This window comes from Pseudogemmobacter lacusdianii, assembly GCF_030848395.1.
Lineage (GTDB): Bacteria > Pseudomonadota > Alphaproteobacteria > Rhodobacterales > Rhodobacteraceae > Pseudogemmobacter > Pseudogemmobacter lacusdianii.
In genome coordinates, this window is the sequence record NZ_JAVDBT010000004.1 from 41,739 (window position 1) to 62,390 (window position 20,652).

Consider the following 20,652-nt stretch of genomic DNA (forward strand, 5'->3'; position numbering starts at 1 on the left):
CCGAAGCAGGAGATGGGGATGAGCGGATCGAATAGGGTGCTGTGGTCCGAGGGGCTTTTTCTGCGCCCACAGCATTTTCAGCAGCAAGACCGCCACGCCGAGGCGTTGATGCGGTCGGGCCTGCAAGTGGCACCTTGGCAGGCTTGGGGCTTTACCAAGCTTGAATTTGACCGCGCGGCTTTGGATGCGGGGCAATTGGCTTTGCGGGCGGCCGCTGGGATCTTTCCCGATGGCACGCCCTTCGATCTGCCGCAGAGCGCCGCCTTGCCGCCACCGATCCCGATCACCTCCGCCATGCAAGGCCCGGTGCAACTCGCGATCCCGGTCGAACAGGCCGGGGCCGCGACGATGGATGCAAGCCATGCCGAGCCATCGGGCGCGCGCTACCGGGGCGAGATCACAGAGATCCGCGACACCATTCGCAATGGCGCAGACCCGGCCGAGGTTGAGCTTGCCCGGCTGAACCTGCGGCTTTTGGCACCGGGTGAGGCTTTGGCGGGCTTTGTCACGCTGCCGCTGGCTCAACTAGAAGGGCTGCGTGCCGACGGCTCGGTCGCGGTCCGGGACGGCGATCTGCCGCCTGCGCTGACCATCGCCGCCGCCAGTTGGTATGCCGGGCTCTTGCAAGAGGTGGTCACCGGGCTTGACCGCATTGCCGAAGCGCATGGCCAGATGGTGCTGGGCGGTGCGGGACGCTCGGTTGAAAACCTGCTGATCCTTGAGCTGGCAAATGCGGCCAGGCCCGAGATGGCGCATCATCTGGCGCAAAGCCTGATTCACCCTTGCGCGCTTTACGAAAAGCTCTCCGCTCTGGCGGGGAGGATGGCGACCTATGGCTCGTCCTCGCGCCGCTTGACCGAGATGGCGGTCTATAACCACGCCGATCCGCAGCCCGCTTTCGCCGCTTTGGCTGATACTTTGCGCTCATTGATGCTGTCATTGCGGCATGTCGAGCCGAAGAGCCGCGCCTTGCCGGTCGCCAAGCACAGCCAAAACATCTGGAAGGTGCGGATCGACAACCCTGAGCTTTTGAAGACCAGTCGGATCGTGCTCCGCATCGGCTCGGATCTGTCGGAGGATATGTTGCGCAAGCTTTTTGTCGATCAGGCGACGGTGGGGGCGGCGGATGCGTTCGAGATGCTCTGGAAGTCACGCCTGCCCGGTATCGCTTTGAAACCGCTGCATTCTCAGCCGCGTGAGATCCCTTACGATGGCGAAAGGCTGTGTCTGGAGCTCAACCAAAAGTCCGAACATTGGGCGCAGCTTTTGAACGCGCCGGGCTTCGTGATCGGCATCTCTGGTCAGTTGGATCGTGAGCCGCAGATCGATTGCTATGCGGTCAGCCGGTAGCATGGGCATGGGGGTGAGGCGCAGCCAGACAGCCAAGGGGCACTGCGATGAATGACAAGGACGATCCCTTTGGTCTGAACTCAGACGCTGGTCGCACGCGGATCCGCCCTGTCGCGGGTGCGCAACCCTTGCCGCCTTTGCAACCTTCGGGCGGTGCCGCATGGGGCGGGGCGGAAAATGGCGGTGCGGAAAGCAGTGGGCAAAATTGGGGCGGGCAGAGTGGCCATGCTTGGGGCGGCGCTCCGCAACCGGCTTTTGGCTCCGGCAATGCAGCCCCCCCGGCAGCGCCGCGCCCGCGCGGACCGCGCGCTCATGCGAACCCCTTTGTCATCGCCTTTGCACCCCTTCTAGAGCTCGCCCCCGAGCTGGAGCGCGCCCATCCCCCCGCGCAGCCCGATGTCTTGCGCCAGCGGTTGCAAAGCGGGCTGGTCGATGCCCGCGATGCCGCCGTGGCTTTGGGCCAGCCGCTGGCGCGGGCCAATCAGGGCGCTTGGTTCGTGGCGGCCTTGTTGGATGACATTGCGCTCAACACGCCTTGGGGCGGGCAAAGCGCATGGTCTCGCCAGCCGATTGTCACCTCGCTGACCGGCCAAGTCGACACCGGCACTCGGTTTTTCAGCCATCTTGAAGACCTTTTGGCGCATCCGAACCGTGACCCAGACCTCTTGGAGCTGGCCTATCTTTGCTTAGGCCTTGGGTTTCGTGGTCAGTACCGCCCGCAAGGCGCCACGGGGGCGGCAAGCCTTACCGCCTTGCGCGCCCAGATCGCGCGGGTGATGCGCGATGTGGATGTGATGGCGGCGCCGCTTTCGCCCCATGCCGATGGCGTAAAACTGCCCGATGAGCCGCGCCGGTTTGCGGTGCCGCTCTGGACGGTTTGGCTGATTGCGGCGGCACTGATTGCGGCGATCTATACGGGGCTTTCGCTGCAACTGGGCAATAAGGCTGAACAATTGTTCGTCTCCGCCGCAGCCTTGCCCCCGGCAGAGCGCGCCGGCATCTTCCGCCCGATCCGTGACACCGAAGCACCCGAAGTGCCGGTGCCCCCGGTCGAACCCTCGGTCAGCTTTGAGCTTTTGCCGCTTTTCACCGAGAAAGCCCCGCAGGAAACCTCGGCCGCTTTGCAGGGGCGCGAGGATGTCTCGATGGCGGTTTTGGTGGTGCGCGGCAGCGATCCCGAGGTGTTTCGCAGCGCCAAATCCGACATTCGCGACGAATATCTGCCGCTGATCTCGGCGATTGCGGCGGTGATTTTGGAAAATACCGAAGTCATTGGCCGCGTCACTGTGCTGGGCCACACCGACTCCGTGCCGGTGCAGGCCAGCAACCCTTTCCAATCGAACCAAGGCCTATCCGAGGCCCGCGCCGAGGCGATCGCCAAGCTTTTGATCGCCGCTGGCGTACCTGCCGATCAGGTCGCCTCCGAAGGCCGCGCCGATACTGATCCTGTGGGCGACAATGCCACCAAAGAGGGCAGGGCACTGAACCGGCGTATCGAGATTAAAATTGAAAAGAGGCTCTGAGGCATGCGTTTCATTAAGTCTCTGTTCCGCTTCCTGATTTCGCGCAAACTCTGGACCTGTATTGGCGTTGTGGTCTTATGCGCGCTGATCTGGCAATTCGGCCCGCTGCTGGCCTTTGGCGATCTCCACCCGCTGGATGCCACCCTAAACCGGCTGATCGCCATTGGTTTGGTGGTGATCTTGTGGCTCTTCTCGATCCTCTTGGGCCAGCTCCGTGCGGCCCGCAAGAACCGCATGTTCGTCACCGACTTGACTGCCCCGCCGCCGGTCGCGGCAGCGCGTCCGGGCGATGCCAATCTGGCGGCCATCCAGACGAAGTTCGCAGAAGTCCTTGATCAGATGAAGAAATCTCGGCTGGGTGCGAAGAAGTTCCTGCGCGAGATGCCTTGGTATGTGATCATCGGCCCGCCCGGCACTGGCAAGACTACCGCGCTGAAGCAGTCGGGGCTGCACTTCCCGATCGACCTTTCTGATGACATCAAGGGCGTCGGCGGCACCCGCAATTGCGATTGGTTTTTCACCGATACAGCCGTGCTGGTCGACACCGCCGGGCGTTATGTCGAGCAGGCCTCGGACCCCGAGATTGACGCCGCCGAATGGGGCGGCTTCCTTGATCTTCTGAAGAAACATCGCGGCAAAAGGGCGCTGAACGGGGTGATCGTCACCCTCTCGCTGCAAGAGCTTTTGGGCGATGAGGCGGCGCTGCGGGCGCATGGCAAGACCATCCGCAAACGCTTGGCCGAACTGCGCGAGCGGCTGCAAATCCAGTTACCGGTCTATGTGATGTTGACCAAGGTCGACCTCGTCCCCGGGTTTGAAGCTTTCTTTGCGGATCTCACCAGTGCCGAGCGTGAGCAGGTCTGGGGGGCGACCCTACCCACCGATGTCCGCCCGGAAGGCACTGTTATCGCTCGTGAACTACGCGGCCTGCTCAGCCGGTTGGAAAGCCGCCTTTCCGCGCGCATGGCCGAGGACGCCAGCCAAAATTGGCGCGCCGAGGTGTTTCGCTTCCCCGCGCAGATCGAAAGCCTTGAGGCCTCACTGCGGATTTTGATTGAGACGGTCTTTGGCGAAAGCCGCTATGAAGAGGCGCCTTGGCTGCGCGGCTTTTACTTCACCTCGGCCGCGCAGGAGGGCAGTCCGATTGACCGGATGCTCTCGGATATGGCGGGCGCTTACGGGTTGCGGGCTGAAGCCAACCCGCGCCGCGCGGCGGCCGAGGCGCGCAGCTATTTCCTGCACGATCTCTTGGCCGGCGTGATCTTCCCCGAGGCAGGTTTGGGCCAGTTCGACCGTGGGGCAGAAGAGCGCAGGCTTTGGATCTGGCGCGGCTCGGTCGCGGCGGCGGCGCTGGCTGTCACTTTGGCAGGCTTGGGTTTCCTCTATTCCTATTTGAATCAATCAGGTCTGATCGCCGATCAATCCCGCCTGACCGCCGATTTGTCGCAACGCTTGGCCAATGTTGCCTCGCGCCAAGCGCCTACGGATCCTTTGGATTTGGACGTGGCTTTGCAGGCGATGACTGAGATTGAGGCGGCGCAAAGCCCGGGTGCGGCGTCAGTTCTGGCGCTGGTTGGCCCCTCGGCGCGGCAAGATCTTGACCGGGCGCAGAAGATCGCCTTTGAACATGGGCTGAAGACGATCCTTGAGCCGCGGATGGTGGCGCTGCTTGAGGCGACGATGTGGCGCGAAATTCGCAACCCCGAATACCTTTTGGGTGCGCTGAAATCCTATCTGATGCTGACCGGCCAGGCGCCCTATGACCGCGATTTTCTTAGCTTTTGGTGGGCCGAGGTTCTCCCCAGCCATGCGCCGATTCCGCCCTTCCCGACCGAGGCTGCCTTGGCTCATCAACTCGCCGCCCTTGACCGCGCCGGCGGGGATGAGGCGTCAGAGCGGATCGCGCCGGACGCCGCACTGATCGCCCAGTCTTTGGAAGCGATCTGCACCGTTCCGCTTTCCGTGAGGGCTTACAACAGTCTGATGCAAGATGGTGCGGTGACGGGGCTGCCCGAATGGATTGCCGCTGATGTCGCCGGGCCCAATGCGGCAAAAGTGTTAACGCGGCTCTCGGGTAAACCCCTGCGCAGTGGCGTGCCCGGCGCCTTCACCTATGCCGGTTTCCATCACACCATCCTGCCGCTGATCCCCGAGATTGCAGCCCAAGCCGCCTTGGACCGGGCAGTCTTTACCGGTGGCTGTGCGGAAAGCAGCGATACCTCAGTCACCGCTCTCGAGCGGGACATTCTGAAGCTCTACTCGGATGATTTCATTGCACAATGGGACGGCTTCTTACGAGATATCCGCCTTGCCTCCATCACCGATTTGACGGCCGCAACCGAGAACCTGAAGGACCTGGCCAGCCCTGACAGCACCCTGAAGCGGCTTTTGCGCGCGGTGGTGGCTGAGACGGATTTGATGGCGGTGCCGGAAGAGGCCGAGGCATCGGCCGATACCGATGGGTTGGTTAAGGCTGCAACGAAGCGGCTGGGTAAATTGGGCAGTTTAATCTCAAAGGCGGATAAAACCGCCGATAAGATTGGGGTTGGCGGTACGCCTGCGGAGCCAGCGGATCCTCCGGGGCAGAGCATTGCCACGCATTTCGCGGCGCTCAAATCCACCATCCAGGAGGTGGATGGTGTGCCACCGCGGCTTGCCGATGCCGAGGCGGCGCTTGGCGCTTTGGCCAATGAGTTGCAGACCGTCTCGGCCAGCCCCGATCCCGAAGCGGCCCTGCTCGCGCGGGGCGGTCTGCCGCAACTGACTGGGCAACTGACCAACGTGGCAAAAATCCTGCCAGATCCGGTGGATGACTGGTTGACCGGGCTGGCGGGCGATACGATCAGCGTCACGCGCGATGCGGTGGTGGCGCAGCTTAACGCGCGCTGGAAGGCCGATGTCTTGCCGTTCTGCACCTCGGCCACGGCGGGGCGCTATCCGTTCGAGACCTCTTCGGTGATTGACGTGAATACCGCTGATTTTCAGCGGCTTTTCGGGCCAAGCGGCTTGATCGACAGCTTCACCAACACGCATTTGCTGGCTTATGTGGACACCACAGTCCGGCCCTGGGCATGGCGCGCAGATTTCGGACTTTCCGCCGAAGGGCTGCAACCCTTTGAAAAGGCACGCTCGATCCGCGATGCTCTTTTCCCGGGCGGGGCGGGCCCGATCATGAGCTTCACGCTGGAGCCGACGGATCTTTCTGCCAATGCCGCGCGGGTGACGCTGAACGTCGATGGTCATGAGTTGGTCTATTTCAACTCGGCCACGCGTCCGGTGGCGATGACTTGGCCGGGCAAGGATGGCACCAACCTTATATCGTTGTCCTTTGCTCCGGTCGATGGCACGGGCGAGACGCTGACCTCGGAGACCGGCGCTTGGGCTTGGCTAAGGATGATCAGCGGCAGGTTGAAAGCCACCGCGCAGCCCGAGGAGTTTTTGCTGACGCTTTCCTCGGGCGGGTATCGGGCGAGCTTCAAGTTGCGGGCGGCCTCGGTGGAAAATCCGTTCAACCTGACGATGTTCGGAAACTTCAAATGCCCGCAGGGGTTCTAGCGTGAGCGCCGGTCGGATTCTTGCAATAGGTCAAAAGGCAAAGTGGCTGTGGACAAGGTTCTGACCGGCTTTCACGGCAAACTGCCGGTGGCTGGGGATTTTCTCAGCCGCGGATTGCCCTCCGGGTTTGTGCAATTCTGGGACGGTTGGGCCACCCGGCACCTGATAGGCAAAGCGCATTGGCCACACGCAGGGCTGCGCTTGCGGCTGGCATCGGCGGGGCGCGCGGCGGCGGGGGTGGTGCTGCCCGGAGCCGATAGGGTGGGGCGTCGCTTCCCATTGGCCGCCTTTGTCATCGCGCCATCGCTGCCCAGTCCCGCGGCCTTGGAGCTTTGGTGCGATGCTGTGACGCTGACCTTGCGCGCCGCGCAAGATCAGGGGCTTTCCGCCGATGCTCTGGACGGTGCCCTTGCCGAAATCGCCGCACCGCAAGGCGCAACTGAGGGCCCGCCGTTCCAACTTTGGATCCAAGGTCATCCCGCGCAATCTTGCGCGCCCGAGCAGCCGCAAGATCTGCTGCAACAGCTCTTCAGTTGTTGTTGATCTTCGACCCTTTCACCGTCACGTCTCTGCTGGCCTTGACGCTGATTTTGCCCGAGCCATTCAGCGCGATATCCTTGCCTCTAATCGTAATGCTGCCGTCTTTCTTCATAGAAATCGAGGCTTGACCGGTGACAAACGTAATGGCGTCGGCGGCGTTCACGGTGATCGTCTTGCCGACATTTACCGTGAGTTGCTGCGCAATCGCATGCGTCTCTGACTTGCCAATCGTCGACGTCTTATTCCCTCCGATTGAGATCTTTTGATCCCTGCCGACGGACAGAGACATCGTATTGCCGATTGTCACCGATTGGTTCTTGCCCACCGACCATATGTCATCGCCGCCGATCGTGTGGGTCTGGCTTTCTCCCACGGTCATCGACCTGCGTGTGCCGATGGTGTTGTTCTGCTCGGCACCAACATTGCGGGTCTCGCTTTGGCCAACGCTGTCTTCGCGCAGCGCCGAGACGGTGATGGTTTGTGTCATGCCGATGCTTTGGCTGTGATGGCCGCCGATGCTTTCGCTGGCATTGCTGCCGACCGTGATCACCTCATCGGCGCCAACGCTGAGCGAGCGATTGGAGCCGACGCTTTCGCTGTCATGAACCCCGATGGCGACACTGCGGTTGTTGCCGATCGTTACGTCTTTGTTATTGGCTACAGATTCAACCCGGTTATGGCCCACAGACTGGGTGGCGTCATTGCCGACATCTTCGATCCAATCATGGCCGATCTGGCGGGTTTCATCATTCTTCACCAGCTCACGATGGTTCTTTTCGGCCTGAAAATACACTTCCTCATCACCGGATTTGTCTTCAAAGCGCAGCTCATTGAAGCCGCCGCTGGCAGGTGTTGACCAACTCTTCCAACCCGATTGGCTGGCACTGGCGGGCAAGCCGTAGGGCGGCGTGTTTTGCGCGTTGTAGACCCGGCCAGTGATGATCGGCTGGTCTGGATCCCCCTCAAGAAAATCGACGATGACCTCATGGCCAATCCGCGGCACTTGGATAAAGCCCCAGCCCGCGCCCGCCCATGCGGCGCTGACGCGAATGAAGCAACTGGAGTGTTGGTCGTGATTGTCCAGCCGGTCCCAGTGGAAATGCACCTTCACCCTTGCATGTTCGTCGCAATAAATCTCGGCGCCGCTTGGGCCCACCACCACCGCAGTTTGCGGGCCAGACATGCGCGGTTTTTTGGTGCGGCGCGGCGGGCGGTAGGCCAAGGTTATGGGCGCAAGCTCTAGTTCGACCGTATAGCCCCGAGGCTCTTCGCCCCGCGCGTCATCAAGGGCCGATGGCAACTCTTCGTCCCACATATCGTACCGCGCTGCGACGACGTAATATTCTGCATTCTCGGCGTCACGCGGATATTCTTGCAGTTTGAAGGTATTGCCCGACCGCAAATGCCGGGCCGAGGCCTTGGCTGTTATCCGCAGCCGGTTGGCCTGCAGCTCCTCCAGTCGACGTTTGGCGATGGCTTCGCCCTTCGCATAATCGCTGTAGCGGCCGTCATATTCATAAGCCTCGGCCTCTTTCAAAGCCGCCGCCTGAGCATCCACGGCCTTGGCGGTCAAATCATTGCCCGGCATTTTGAAGTTGTAGTCAGTGTGGGTGAATTTCCCGGTGCGGACCACGGCCTTTGGGGTCCATTCGAAGATAAATTCACCCTCGCTGTAAGAGCGGCGATTGTCCGGCGCATAGGGAAGAGCATCGCCATCTTGGTTCGGCGTCATGCCATAATTGCTGTCAGAGATCAGCATCTTATGTCCGTCTTTGCTATGCTCAAAGCGGTAGAAAATCCCCTCATGCTCCATCAAGCGTTGCAGGAAATCGAGATCGCTTTCGCCGTATTGCACGCAATATTCGCGCGTCTCATAGGTCTCTTGCAGCTTCATATCGAAAGCCACATCCGGCCAACTGCCGAGGACCTTTTTAATGATGTCGGGGACGGTCATGTCCTGGAATATTCGGTTGTCACTGTCGAGCGACAGGAACCAGAGCGCCGGGCGGAGGGTGATGCGAAAGATGCTGATCTCATCATGAAATTCGTGCAGCGCGATCTCGGCCACCCGCCCATCAAAGTAGCGCGGCGGCTCGCCTGCGATGGTGATGGTGGCGGGGGTGTTCAGCACCTCAAGCGGATCGAGATCCTGCTTGGTGGTGGCGATCAGCATTCGGTAGCAGAAGGGCTGCGAGAGCTGATCCTCACCTTCCATCCGCGAGAAGATAACATCCGGACCTATAGCCGGGAGCGACACGGTAATATGACGGGGCACAGGGGGCGTCCTTGATGAAGTGGGGGGGCGGCAAAAAGGAGCAGTGCAATCGGCGCAGTCTAGCCAATTTTTGGGTCATTGGCGCGTCAGAAATCTTTGCCCGTTACGGGATGGGCGGCTTTAGGCTGCGGGCGTTGGTCAGTAAAAGCTTAGAGACAGAAAGATGCTATTGGGCTGCCTTGGGCATAGCCTAAGGCGCAGGTGTTAAAGCACGGCAGGGCAGGCGAAACCTTGCATCACTTTGCGCAAGGCGATTGGGTTCTGCGGGCGATCCATTTGAATTTCCATGAAAAGCCGCGAATCTTCGGCCTTTAGGTCAACCAAGAACCTTTGGCCATTGTCGCGCTCGCGCAGGCGCAGCGGGGACAATAGCCGCAAAAGCCCCCAAAAGCCGGGATGCGCCAGCCGTGCTTCACCCGCGCCCGAGTTTAGCACCACTTCGATGCCCGCCTCGGGTTGGTTGCCGGGCCAAGCCAGCACCAAACTGTCGCTGGTGGCCTCAACCGGGCCGCCTTGACCGCCAAGAGCGACAAAGGCGCGACCGCGCTCGGCCAGTGCGGAAAGTGTAAGCTCGCTCTCGGCGCGACCGGCAGGAAAAAGGCCCTGTCCGATCTCAGAGGCGCTTTGCAAAAAGAGCGCGCTTTCGGGGGAGAGGCCTTGGAACCGTCCTTCCGGCTTCCAGCGCCAGGGGGTTTGACTGCGGTCAAGTAGGGCATCGGCGCGGGTCATCACGAAGCGGTCGAGGCTGCCGCCGGGGGCCAAAAGCCGTTGCAGTGCGGCGGGATCCGCATCAGGCCCATCGGCAAAGGGAAAGCGGCCTTGCGTGCCGCCAAGGCAGGCCTCCAGCACCTCATTCTGCCAAGCCCGGGTCAATTTGTTGGTCAGAAGATCGCCCTGAGCCGCACCGCTTTGGGCCAAAGTGTCTTCGACCAACTGCACGACCACCAGCGGTGCCACACCCAAAGCCGCAACCGATGAGGCGCGGTCTTGCACGGACATCAACCGCTTTTGTCCCTTGGCGCCCTCTCGGTCGCTTGCGGCAAGGGCAACGTTCAACCCTACGAAAAGGTTGGATATTTCTTGCATCCTCCCGGTCTCGACATATTGGATCATCGGGCCGAAGACGCTGGCGATCTTGATCTGCTGCTGATGGCTGCGGCTGCGATCCGTGCCGCCGGTTTGCTGCCAAACTTCACGCATCAACCCCTCAAGCGGCGAGGCTTGCCGCGCCAGCGCCCCTGAGATCAGGACAGAGCTCTCCGGCGAGGTAAATTCGCGCACCCGAAGGTCGGCGAGATAGTCAGACCAGCGCGCCAGAGTGTCGTCTTGCAGGCGGTCCATCAGCACATCAGGGGTGTCGTTTTGCAGCGGCGGTACGGTTGAGAAAAGCCGTGTCGCCTCTGCGCGGGCGCTTTGGACGGCAAGCCCGGCAGCGGTGTCGCGGGCCAGCTGCCAGCCATTTTCGGTGTAAATGCCGGGCAGAGCCTCATCCATCGATAGGCCCGATTTCCGCCTCAGGATTGCGGAAAGACCGGGGACGGCGGCATCGGGCTGCCAGCCGGGCAGGGCAGCCATAGCCGGAGATCGGCGCAGTTCCAGATAGGCACGCTCAGGCTCGGGCGCTTCCGCGGCAATGGCGCGGGCTTGTTCCAAAAGTTCGGGGTCGGGGCGCGGCAGAGAGCGAGGGTCGGGCGGCGCGAGGGCGGAAAGATGCGGGGCAAGCCCGGCAAGCGTTGGGTCGCTGACCGCACGGTCCAAGGCCCAGCCGGCCAACCATTCGGGCTGCCAATTGGCCTGCCCCGAGAGCACGGACCACGCTCTTAACGTGTCATAAGCGGCCGCCGGCTCGCCCTCACGCTCCAGCGCGCGCCCGATGGCACTGGCAGTCAGCTTGGGCAAATGCTGTTGTAAAGCATGGGTATAATCTGCCTGCGCCTTCTCGGCGGCATCATAGCCCAACCAGCCTGCCCAGAGCGTTACCGGTGCCTTTGCCCGGGTCAAAGCCGCACCCTCCGCCTCGGCCGCAAGCCGATCAAGCCGTTGGGCGAGGTCGGGAAAGGGTCCTTCGCGGTCCAGTCCCAAAGAAAGCGCATTGGCCTGAAAGGCTGCCAAGAGATCGCGGTGAAAGCGCCATTCCACCCAACTGGCCCAAGCCAGCACAGCCAGAAGATAGGCCACCCCAAGAACCGTCAGGATCCCCGTCCAACCCGCGCTGACCGGCGCTGGCGCAAAGGTGCGGCGGTTGGCAAGCCGGGTCAGGCAATCGCTCACGAAGGCGATGGTTTCGCGATGCGCGGGCAGATCGGCGGCGCGACGCTGGTATTCGGTCAGATCAGAGGCCGAGATCTCGCGGCCCTGAAAGAGCTGTTGGCGCGCCTCTTGGCCCCAAAGCGCCACATCCAGGGTTGGATTGGCACGGGCCTCTTGGTCCAGCACCAGTGCCAAAGCGGCACGCGCCGGCGGCACCGCAGCGCCGGGCAGCCCGCCGCGCTGCAGGGCGGCGCTGAAGCGGTCCAGCAGCCCAGCGGCATGGCGCAAAAGATCTGCCTGCCGTTCGCCCCGCACCTCGGCCAGACGGTCGGCAAAGGCCAGAACCGGCTCGGCGCTGCGGGCGATGATGCCGGCTGTGCTCATCGGTTTAAAGCTTCCCTTCGGCCTGCCAGCGCCGCAGCGTCTCTTCACCAACCTCGAAATGCATTGAATCTTCGCGGTTATAGGCTGCGCCCCAATACCATCCCTCATCATTGAAATACTCGGCAAGGATCAGCAGACCGAACTGAGTGCCGCCATCGGCAAACCCGTCCAACTGGCCCTCCAGCGTCAGATCAATCGCCGTCGCCCAAGAGTGGTTCGAGATCCCCGTCGAGGAGCCGCGGATGTTGCGCACGCAAAGCGCTCCGGCAGTGCCGACTTTGGCATAAATATCGGGATCGCTGGCCTTCAAGCGCTCAAGAATCCGCTCAAGACTGTCGAGCGCGGGTTTCAGCATGGTCACTTTGATCGGACCGATCTGCCGGGTCTCGAGCAGTTCTGTCAGGCGTGGATTTGTAAGCCCTTGGCATTCTTGGCTAAAGCTGTCGCGTGGCGGGCCAAGGATTTCAAGCATGGTGCGGTTGCGCGGCTGGGTGACGCCCATGTTGAAGCGGGTTTTGGCAAGGCTCATCTGCTCGGTCAGATCTTCGGTTGCAGCACCTTCAAAATCCTCGTCCGGCAATTGGGCGGCAGGGTCCGAGGTGACAATCTGATCATCAGAGCCGGCATCGTGGATTGGGGCCAGATCGAGTGGCGCGCTTGCGCCGCGATTGGCCAGCACACTCATCTCATCGCGCAGCCGGTTTAGATCCTCGCTCAAAGCTTCAACCCGGGCGCGATCCTCAAGACTTGATGCCGCCAATTCGGCCGCGCTCGCCTCAAGCCGTTGCAGCCGCAGGTCGGTGCCGCCATCGGCGGTGTCGATCAGCACCGTCACGACTGCAAAAGCTATTGCGGCCACGACCACGCCAATTGCCACGATTATCGGGCCGATCAAATTGCCGCGTCCCATCGCTAACCTGCTACCAAATCAACAATAATTACCGAGACATTGTCGGGCGCGCCTTCATCCAAAGCGCGATACATCAAAGATTGCGCGGTGGTTTTTGCATCGGGCCCTTCGGCGGTCAGTTGGGCGATCACCGATTCATAAACGCATCGCGGCAATCCGTCTGAGCATAAAAGCAGCCGGTCGCCGATAATCAGCGGCACCGCAGAATGCGCCACTTCGATCCTGTCATCGGCACCCACGGCGCGGGTGATCACATGCGCCTCTGGATGCGCCTCGGCGGCATCGCGGCTCAACTCGCCCCGGTCGACCATGTCCTGCACAAGGCTGTGGTCATGGCTCAGCATCCGCAAACGCTGACCGCGCATCAGATAGGCGCGGCTATCGCCCGCCCAAGCGACATGGGCAATGCCCGCTTGGATGAAAAGCGCCACCACCGTGGCCCCCATCGTCTGACCACCCATTTCGACCGCGGCGGTGCGAACGCGTTGATTTGCCGTTGTAATAGCTTGCTTCAGCGCCTCAACCGGGGGGGAGTCGTCGGAGATTGTTGCGAGCGTGTCAATCACCAGATCGGCGGCCATTGCGCCGCCCTCATGCCCGCCCATTCCATCGGCGACTGCCCAAAGGATGCCTGCGGGATCCGACAGGATCGCATCCTCATTGGCGCTGCGCACACAGCCACGATGGGTCAGGCCATAGCCGGTTGGGCGCGGCATTTGCATGGAATGTGGCAGGGGAACAACCGTGGTCGGTTGGTTCATCCCGCCCGCCTTTGGCCCGAAATCGGCCCCGCAAATCGCCAATCCCATTTCATTGCGAATAATCCGCGGCAATTAGAAATATTGAAAACTAAGCTAGGCTAGCATAGGATCACTAAGTGCTTAATAATTTTTTTTGGGTGTATTCATGCAATGTCGGGCCCTTCTGTCGGCCACCTTTGCCTTGGCCGCTTCGACTGGTTATCTCTCGGCTCAGACCCTGAGCGATGACGAAATTCTACAACGTTTCAATGTCCAACGAGAGGCTTACACCGCCGTGCGCACTGGCACGGGGGCAACCCGTGGCCTGAGTATCGTCACCGTGGACGACCTTAACGGCCAACCCGCAGCGGTGGCTGATGCGCCTGTGCAGCCGGGCAGCGATGGGGAAGAGGGCAGTGCGGTTGTGATCGGATCGGTCGAATCAGCCCCCTCTGGCGCTGACCCCGCTGGAGGGTTGGTCGCGGTTGCGGCGTCTGACGCGGCTCCAACCATCGATCCCAATCAAGTTGGACTCTTGCCCGAAGCGCTGCAGGTCAATGTGCGGATCAGCTTCGATTATGATTCCTCCGTATTGCAGGCCGATCAGCAACCCACCATCGACCAGATGTGTCGGGTCATGAAGGCCAGCGATATCAAGCTGTTCCGCATTATGGGTCATACTGATTCTGCTGGATCGGATGACTATAATGAGAATCTGTCCACCTTACGCGCGCAAGAGGTGAAGCGCCGGCTGGTGACCGATTGTGGGATGGATCCCGCCCGGCTTGAGGCGATGGGGCTGGGGGAACGCTTTCCCTTCAACAGCGCCGAACCAGAAGCGGCTGAGAATCGCCGCGTAGAATTTCAGGCGATGAGCTGACCTTTGAAACCGTCAGAAAGGGCGCCTCATTGGGCGCCTTTTTGCTTTGCACTGCCAAATCGAAGCGCCTTAGCCGATAACGCAACAGACAGCTGTAGTGTGGCGTTTCAATGCAAGAATATTGGGGGGCGGGGAGCGTTCAAAGCTCCAGACTGGCAGCCCGTAGGGGAGTCGAACCCCTCTTCCCAGGTTGAAAACCTGGTGTCCTAACCGATAGACGAACGGGCCACGTTGTCTGTGAGGGGCTGATTAGTGCCGGTTGCGCGCGAGTGCAAGAGCTATCCGCGCATCTTCTCATCAAGTTTCGCAGAAATTGCTAAAAATTTTCTGAGGCCGTTGGTCGCTGAAAGTGACACGCGAAAATATGGAAATACCCAATGTTGTTGGGCGTTTGCGTCTGTTGATTTGGGGGAGAAGTGGCAGCCCGTAGGGGAGTCGAACCCCTCTTCCCAGGTTGAAAACCTGGTGTCCTAACCGATAGACGAACGGGCCACGCTGTCTGTGTGGCGGTGTTTAGTAGGGGCGTCGGATGAGCGCAAGAGGAAAAGTGAGGTTTTTCAATCCGCAGGGGCAACATCATCAAGGCGCAGTTGCACGCGGTTGCGGCCACCCCAGCTGTTAACCTCTAACTTGCCCGCAAGGTGGAAGGGACGGCTGCCAGAATTCTCAAGTGCGGGCCCAATGGGGCCGTCAAAAGCGCCAAATGCCACCGCTTCCAGCGCGGGACCGCCCGGATTGCGAATCGAAAGCCGTAGATGAGATTCTCCCATGCGACGCGCCGACAGCGTGACTTCGGGCAGGACGAAACGCGGGGCAGGGGCCGAGGCGCCGAAGGGGCCGGCGGCTTCGATCTGTTCGGCCAACTGCAGCGTCGCGGCCTGCGGCATCAAAAGCCCGTCCACCCGCAAGGTTTCGGTACCAGCTTGGCCCGATCCCTGCCGCGCCAGAAGTTCGGAGAGCCGCGTCATCGCCTCGGGCAACTTGTCGCGCGCGACCGTCAGGCCCGCCGCCATCTTGTGCCCGCCGCCCTTAATGAGCAGCCCCTCGGCCGCCAACCGCTGGATTGCGGCGCCCAGATCGACCCCGCTGATCGAGCGTCCTGAGCCTTTGCCTTCATCGCCATCGAGGCCAATTACGATGGCAGGGCGGCCAGTTAGCTCTTTTAGGCGCGAAGCCACGATGCCAACCACGCCGGGGTGCCAGTCGTCGCCGGCGGCCCAGACCAAGGGCGCGTCGAAGCCGCGGGCTTCGGCTTGCGCAATGGCCTCTTCGCGGACGCGCTCGGTGATCTCCCGGCGTTCGGTGTTCAACTGATCAAGCCGTTGGGCCAGCTCTTGCGCTTCGCGGTCATCGGCGGTGGCAAGGAGGCGCGCGCCGAGGTCGGCTTGACCGATGCGGCCTCCGGCGTTGACGCGCGGGCCCAGGAGGAAGCCAAGCGCATAAGAGGTTGGGGCGGCATCCATGCGCGAGACATCTGCAAGCGCCCGCAATCCGGGGCGTTCGCGGCGGGCCATCACCTTTAGCCCTTGGCGCACAAGCGCGCGGTTGACGCCGATAAGGGGCGCCACATCGGCGACGGTGGCCAAAGCCACGAGATCCAAAAGCGCCATAAGATCAGGGGTTTGCTGGCGGTCTTCGCGCAACTGGCGGTTGGCCTCGACCAGCATCAGAAAGACCACCGAGGCCGCGCAAAGATGCGCCAGAGCGCCATCCTCATCCTGCCGATTGGGGTTCACCACGGCATGGGCCGCAGGCAGGGTCTCAAGCGCCAAATGGTGATCAAGGATGATCACATCGGCCGGGGTGGCCGCGGCGATCGGCTCATGCGAAAGCGTGCCACAATCGACGCAAATGATCAGTGAATGGGTTGCTGCAAGTGATTGAATTGCTAGGACATTTGGGCCGTAACCCTCATCTATACGGTCGGGGATATAAAGCGTTGCTTGCCGCCCCATCGCGCGGAGCCAGATGATCAAAAGCGCAGCTGATGAGCCGCCGTCCACGTCATAATCTGCGAAAATGGCGATCTTTTCATGGTTCGCCACGGCCCGCAGGAAGCGGCGCGCAGCCTTTTCCATATCATGCAGGCTGCGGGGATCGGGCAGCAGGTCCTTTAGCGTCGGTGCCAAAAAACTTGCGGCATCCAAAGGGGTTACGCCGCGCTGCGCCAGAATGCGGCACAGCGGCAAAGGCAGCCGAGCCGCCTGCGCAATCGCTTCGGCCAGACGGATCTGCGCCTCATCCGGACCCACCCAGCGGCGACCGGTGAGGGAGGCTTCAACGTTCAAGAAGGCGGGGGGCAGGGGGGCGCTGGTCATCTGTTAGGGGTGCCAGAGGTGGGCGCGTGTCGCAAGAGGTCGATTTTGGCTGGACCTCGGTCGAGCGGATAAGGCCCTGAAATGGCGAAAAAAAACGGGTATGGACAACATATGGTTTTCGTATGGCTGACGTATGGTTCACGTCATGACGCTGGACGAAGAGGTTTTAGGGGGGGCGCGCAGTTGAGCGGCCGGTTCTGCGTTAAGCTTTCGGGAAGGACTGCACGTTAAAGTTCTGATCAACCTTGGCCGGTTTTCGGGGGAGGGATCAGACGCTGAACACTTTTGTGATATGGTTGCTAAACGCAATGAGACGCCGATTTCCCGGCGTCTCACGTCATTCGGTGCGAATGCTCGCCTCGCGTCGCCTTCAGGGCCTATTTCACCGGGCTGCGATAGCTCATCCGGCGGACGGAGCCGGTTTTGGACCGCATCAGCAGGGTTTCGGTGGTGATCCAGCCTGGTTCACTTTTGATGCCGGCCAGAAGCGAGCCCGAGGTGACCCCGGTGGCAGCGAAGATCACATCGCCGCGCACAAGATCGTCACGGGTATAAACGCGGTCGAAATTGGTGATGCCGGCCTTGGCGGCGCGGCCACGCTCATCGTCGTTGCGGAAGAGGAGCTTGCCGAAGAATTCACCGCCCATGCATTTCAGCGCAGCCGCGGCCAAAACGCCCTCGGGCGCGCCGCCCGAACCCATATACATGTCGATCCCGGTGACTTCGGGCTCGGCGCAATGCATCACGCCGGCCACATCGCCGTCGGTGATCAGTCGGATCGCGGCGCCGGTCGAGCGGATCTCGCGGATCATCTCTTCATGGCGCAGGCGTTCCAGCACGCAAACGGTGATGTCCTTGGTCGAGACGCCCTTTGCGGCGGCAAGCGCCGAGACGCGCTCGGAGGGCGTCATGTTCATGGTGACGGTGCCGGGCTTGTAGCCGGGGCCGATCGCCAGCTTTTCCATATAGACATCAGGCGCATGCAGAAGCGTGCCGCGCGGCGCCATCGCAATCACGGTCAGCGCATTGGGCATGTCCTTGGCGGTAAGCGTGGTGCCCTCAAGCGGGTCCAGCGCGATATCGACGGCGGGGCCATTACCGGTGCCAACTTCTTCGCCGATGTAAAGCATCGGGGCTTCGTCGCGCTCGCCCTCGCCGATCACCACCACACCGGCGATGTCGAGCAGATTGAGCTGTTCGCGCATGGCGTTGACGGCGGCCTGATCGGCGGCCTTTTCATCACCGCGCCCGACGAGCCGGGCCGAGGCGAGTGCGGCGGCCTCGGACACGCGGGCAAGGCCCAGCGAAAGCAGGCGGTCCTGGAATTCCTTGGCATCGGCCATGATCTGTCCCCTCATTTTGGCTTTGGGAGACGCTTAGCGAGGCGGGGAATGCGCTGCAAGGATGGTGGCGCTAGCAGTAGGGCGCGCGGCGCTGATTTGCTTTGCGGTAAGGGGGCGGGCTGCATTTGCGGCCCGCCTGAGCCGAGGCTTGGGGCCAGACCGACGCCGGGTTTAGACCTCTTCGACGCGAATTGCCACGGGCTTGCCCACCAGCACGCCGGTGGTGGTGAAGCGGCTCAGCGCGTTCGTCAAATCATCGGGCGTGGCCTTGTGGGTGACGATCAGCACCTGGGCTTGGCCGTCGGGATGGCCGTATTGCCGCATTTGGTCGATGGAGACACCAGCCTCGCCCAAGCAGGTGGCGATTTTGGCCAGCGCGCCGGGCTTATCCAGCAGCGTCATGCGCAAGTAATAGGGGGCCGGAGTGGCGGCGCGGGCGGATTGGCAGGTCACCAGCTGGGCCGCCGGGATGCCAAACGTCGGCAAGCGGAAGCCGCGCGCGATGTCGATCACATCGCCCATGACCGCGCTGGCGGTCGGGCCCATGCCAGCGCCGGGACCGCGCAGCACGATTTGGCCGACAGAATCGCCCTCAAGCACCACCATATTGGTGCCGCCTTGCAGCTGGCCCAGCGGGCTGTCGGCGGGGACCAAGCAGGGGGTCATGCGCTGCTCAAGACCGCGGCCGGTCATTTGCGCAACGCCGAGAAGCTTGATGCGGTAGCCCATATCCTCGGCCAAGCGGATGTCGTCGATCGAGACATTGCCGATGCCCTCAAGCTCAACTTGATCAAAGGCGACCCGGGTGCCGAAGGCGATAGAAGCCAGGAGCGAGAGTTTGTGGCCAGCGTCAATGCCGCCGACATCAAGGTTGGGATCGGCTTCAAGGTAGCCCAGTGCGCGGGCCTCTTCGAAGACCGCTTCATAGGAGAGGTTGGCGGCTTGCATCCGGGTGAGGATGTAATTGCAGCTGCCGTTCATCACGCCCATCACCCGCTTGATGCGGTTGCCGGCCAGGCCCTCGGTCAGGGCTTTGATCACCGGGATGCCACCGGCGACGGCGGCTTCAAACCGCAAGGCAAGTCCATTGGCCTCGGCGGTCTCGGCCAAAGACTGGCCAGAATGGGCAAGGAGGGCCTTGTTGGCGGTGACGACATGCTTGCCGGCGGCGAGTGCGGCTTCGGTTGCGGCTTTTGCGGCGCCTTCATGGCCGCCCATCACCTCGACGAAAACGTCGATGTCGTCGCGTTGGGCCAAGGCGACGGGATCACTTTCCCAAGCATAGCCCGAGAGATCGGCATCGCGATTCTTCGAAGGATCACGGGCGGATACGGCGGTAATCACCACCGGGCGGCCGGCGCGGGCGGCGATCAACTCGGCCTCGGTTTGCATGATCCGCACCACGCCAATGCCCACGGTGCCAAGACCGGCCAGACCAAGACGAAGGGGAGCGACGGACATATGCGAGACCTTTCGGGGAGCGGCATTCGGCAGCGGTGTTAGCCCGAACCGACGCGTCTGGCAATGTCGGTGCGGGGGCTGGATGGCACCTTGCTGGAACGTAGGGGGAGTGAGAAGCGGCAGGCCTGCGGCTTAGCGCGGATCGGCGCTGGCGTTGCGCAGGGCGGCGGCGCGGCGCTGCAAAGCAGCAGCGCGGGCTGCAAGTGCTTCATTCTGCGCGGCCGAAGTGGAGGCAGCTTGGGACAAAAGCTGATCCAGCGGCAAAAGGTGCGGTGGGCTGCCCGCCGCGACGGGGGCGGGGGGCAGATCAGGCAGGGCGGTGCAGGCGCTAATCCCCAAAAGGATCGGCAGAAGGGGAAAACGAGACAGCATCAGCCGGAAAGCTCCTGTGGCGCGGAGCGGTAGGATAGACGCGAGGCCGCTCGGGCGAAAGGGCCGGCGAGGGCCAGTTGGCGAAAGGGGCGGCCCGAGCGCAAAGCGGGGCCGCAGCCGGTTCGCGATGTCAGAGGTGCGCGATGTCAGGGGTGCGCGATGTCAGAGTCGCACGATCGAGGGGCAGGAGACGCCGGTAAAGCAGACTTGCCTTTGTTCAAGTCGCGGACGCGTCACGATGAAATTCCTGAAATTCGTCAGAGGGATGCCGACATCAAAGGCTGGCTGGTAGCGCACCGATGTCTCTACGACGACAACGCTGTCTTGGTCGGCCATGATCGGGATCTTGGCCTTGAAAGCACTGTTGTTCACGGTGGTGTTGGTCAGCTGTGCCATCCGATTGCCGGGCGAGCGCGAAAAGAGCACGGCATAACGCTCGCTGTTCTCGTCATATTTCAACGAGGTGATGCGCATTTCAACATTGGTTGAGTTCTGCACCAGATAGGTCAGCAGGGTCTGCATGCCATTGATATAAGTGGTGTTCACCTCGCGTTGACGCGACAGCGTATCGGCAATCGCGTAAGAGCCCTTTTGCGCGTGGTTGAGCGTGCGGAAAGTGTCCCAATAGATAAACATGGCCATAAAGGTCCAGATCAGCAGCGGCAGCACGATCAGGAATTCGGTCATGACCAGACCATCTTCGCTGTCTTTGAAGCGGCGGATCTGGCGGGTGAGGGGGCGCATCATGGCA

General features: G+C 61.8%; 14 protein-coding genes and 2 tRNA genes. 5 read left to right on the forward strand and 11 right to left on the reverse strand.

Annotation, left to right across the window (positions count from 1 at the left end; genetic code table 11):
* Positions 1-18 precede the first annotated feature (18 nt).
* The 4 genes from tssK to tagF are packed head-to-tail and all read left to right on the forward strand — an operon-like array spanning position 19 to position 6,971.
* Positions 19-1,350, forward strand: coding sequence for a type VI secretion system baseplate subunit TssK (gene tssK, locus Q9295_RS04885; RefSeq protein WP_306679391.1), 1,332 nt, complete (start codon positions 19-21; stop codon positions 1,348-1,350).
* 47 nt (positions 1,351-1,397) lie between these two features.
* Positions 1,398-2,873, forward strand: coding sequence for a type IVB secretion system protein IcmH/DotU (gene icmH / locus Q9295_RS04890; protein WP_306679392.1), 1,476 nt, complete (start codon positions 1,398-1,400; stop codon positions 2,871-2,873).
* Positions 2,874-2,876: 3 nt separating this feature from the next.
* Complete coding sequence (gene tssM / locus Q9295_RS04895) at positions 2,877-6,428, forward strand: type VI secretion system membrane subunit TssM (RefSeq protein WP_306679393.1); 3,552 nt, start codon at positions 2,877-2,879, stop codon at positions 6,426-6,428.
* A gap of 48 nt (positions 6,429-6,476) precedes the next feature.
* A complete protein-coding gene (gene tagF / locus Q9295_RS04900; RefSeq protein WP_306679394.1) occupies positions 6,477-6,971 on the forward strand; it encodes a type VI secretion system-associated protein TagF in 495 nt (164 codons plus the stop codon).
* On the opposite strand, the gene Q9295_RS04905 is transcribed toward tagF, so the two are convergent.
* From Q9295_RS04905 to Q9295_RS04920, 4 genes are all read right to left on the reverse strand, one after another.
* Positions 6,958-9,243 carry a type VI secretion system Vgr family protein gene (locus Q9295_RS04905; RefSeq protein ID WP_306679395.1) on the reverse strand — a complete coding sequence of 762 codons (2,286 nt, stop codon included), beginning with the start codon at positions 9,241-9,243 and terminating at the stop codon, positions 6,958-6,960. The two genes, tagF and Q9295_RS04905, sit on opposite strands and share 14 nt — an antisense overlap.
* Before the next feature lie 204 nt (positions 9,244-9,447).
* Complete coding sequence (locus tag Q9295_RS04910; RefSeq protein ID WP_306679396.1) at positions 9,448-11,877, reverse strand: ImcF-related family protein; 2,430 nt, start codon at positions 11,875-11,877, stop codon at positions 9,448-9,450.
* Between the two features lie 4 nt (positions 11,878-11,881).
* Positions 11,882-12,787, reverse strand: a complete 906-nt coding sequence (locus tag Q9295_RS04915) for a M15 family metallopeptidase (protein WP_306679397.1) — start codon at positions 12,785-12,787, stop codon at positions 11,882-11,884.
* 2 nt (positions 12,788-12,789) lie between these two features.
* Positions 12,790-13,548, reverse strand: coding sequence for a PP2C family protein-serine/threonine phosphatase (locus tag Q9295_RS04920; RefSeq protein WP_306679398.1), 759 nt, complete (start codon positions 13,546-13,548; stop codon positions 12,790-12,792).
* Between the two features lie 145 nt (positions 13,549-13,693).
* Here Q9295_RS04920 and Q9295_RS04925 point away from each other — a divergent pair, with 145 nt between their 5' ends.
* Positions 13,694-14,407, forward strand: a complete 714-nt coding sequence (locus Q9295_RS04925; RefSeq protein WP_306679399.1) for an OmpA family protein — start codon at positions 13,694-13,696, stop codon at positions 14,405-14,407.
* Between the two features lie 153 nt (positions 14,408-14,560).
* On the opposite strand, the gene Q9295_RS04930 is transcribed toward Q9295_RS04925, so the two are convergent.
* The 7 genes from Q9295_RS04930 to Q9295_RS04960 form a co-directional block, all read right to left on the reverse strand.
* Positions 14,561-14,635, reverse strand: a tRNA-Glu gene (locus Q9295_RS04930).
* A 189-nt stretch (positions 14,636-14,824) separates the two neighbouring features.
* Positions 14,825-14,899, reverse strand: a tRNA-Glu gene (locus Q9295_RS04935).
* Positions 14,900-14,964: 65 nt separating this feature from the next.
* A complete protein-coding gene (gene recJ / locus Q9295_RS04940) occupies positions 14,965-16,725 on the reverse strand; it encodes a single-stranded-DNA-specific exonuclease RecJ (RefSeq protein WP_306679400.1) in 1,761 nt (586 codons plus the stop codon).
* A 377-nt stretch (positions 16,726-17,102) separates the two neighbouring features.
* Complete coding sequence (gene glpX, locus Q9295_RS04945) at positions 17,103-18,068, reverse strand: class II fructose-bisphosphatase (protein WP_306679401.1); 966 nt, start codon at positions 18,066-18,068, stop codon at positions 17,103-17,105.
* Between the two features lie 171 nt (positions 18,069-18,239).
* Positions 18,240-19,529, reverse strand: coding sequence for a homoserine dehydrogenase (locus Q9295_RS04950; protein ID WP_306679402.1), 1,290 nt, complete (start codon positions 19,527-19,529; stop codon positions 18,240-18,242).
* Positions 19,530-19,661: 132 nt separating this feature from the next.
* Positions 19,662-19,901 (reverse strand): hypothetical protein, encoded by a 240-nt coding sequence (locus Q9295_RS04955; protein ID WP_306679403.1) that lies wholly within the window; start codon positions 19,899-19,901, stop codon positions 19,662-19,664.
* A 162-nt stretch (positions 19,902-20,063) separates the two neighbouring features.
* Entirely contained in the window at positions 20,064-20,648 is a 585-nt protein-coding gene (locus Q9295_RS04960) for a TadE/TadG family type IV pilus assembly protein (RefSeq protein ID WP_306679404.1), read from the reverse strand.
* Positions 20,649-20,652 lie beyond the last annotated feature (4 nt).

What these genes read in the sequence shown, in the direction of transcription:
- tssK (WP_306679391.1), top strand. Translation starts at nt 19, where the DNA reads ATGAGCGGATCGAATAGGGTGCTGTGGTCCGAGGGGCTTTTTCTGCGC.
- icmH (WP_306679392.1), top strand. Translation starts at nt 1,398, where the DNA reads ATGAATGACAAGGACGATCCCTTTGGTCTGAACTCAGACGCTGGTCGC.
- tssM (WP_306679393.1), top strand. Translation starts at nt 2,877, where the DNA reads ATGCGTTTCATTAAGTCTCTGTTCCGCTTCCTGATTTCGCGCAAACTC.
- Q9295_RS04910 (WP_306679396.1), bottom strand. Translation starts at nt 11,877, where the DNA reads ATGAGCACAGCCGGCATCATCGCCCGCAGCGCCGAGCCGGTTCTGGCC.
- Q9295_RS04915 (WP_306679397.1), bottom strand. Translation starts at nt 12,787, where the DNA reads ATGGGACGCGGCAATTTGATCGGCCCGATAATCGTGGCAATTGGCGTG.
- Q9295_RS04920 (WP_306679398.1), bottom strand. Translation starts at nt 13,548, where the DNA reads ATGAACCAACCGACCACGGTTGTTCCCCTGCCACATTCCATGCAAATG.
- Q9295_RS04925 (WP_306679399.1), top strand. Translation starts at nt 13,694, where the DNA reads ATGCAATGTCGGGCCCTTCTGTCGGCCACCTTTGCCTTGGCCGCTTCG.
- recJ (WP_306679400.1), bottom strand. Translation starts at nt 16,725, where the DNA reads ATGACCAGCGCCCCCCTGCCCCCCGCCTTCTTGAACGTTGAAGCCTCC.
- glpX (WP_306679401.1), bottom strand. Translation starts at nt 18,068, where the DNA reads ATGGCCGATGCCAAGGAATTCCAGGACCGCCTGCTTTCGCTGGGCCTT.
- Q9295_RS04950 (WP_306679402.1), bottom strand. Translation starts at nt 19,529, where the DNA reads ATGTCCGTCGCTCCCCTTCGTCTTGGTCTGGCCGGTCTTGGCACCGTG.
- Q9295_RS04955 (WP_306679403.1), bottom strand. Translation starts at nt 19,901, where the DNA reads ATGCTGTCTCGTTTTCCCCTTCTGCCGATCCTTTTGGGGATTAGCGCC.
- Q9295_RS04960 (WP_306679404.1), bottom strand. Translation starts at nt 20,648, where the DNA reads ATGATGCGCCCCCTCACCCGCCAGATCCGCCGCTTCAAAGACAGCGAA.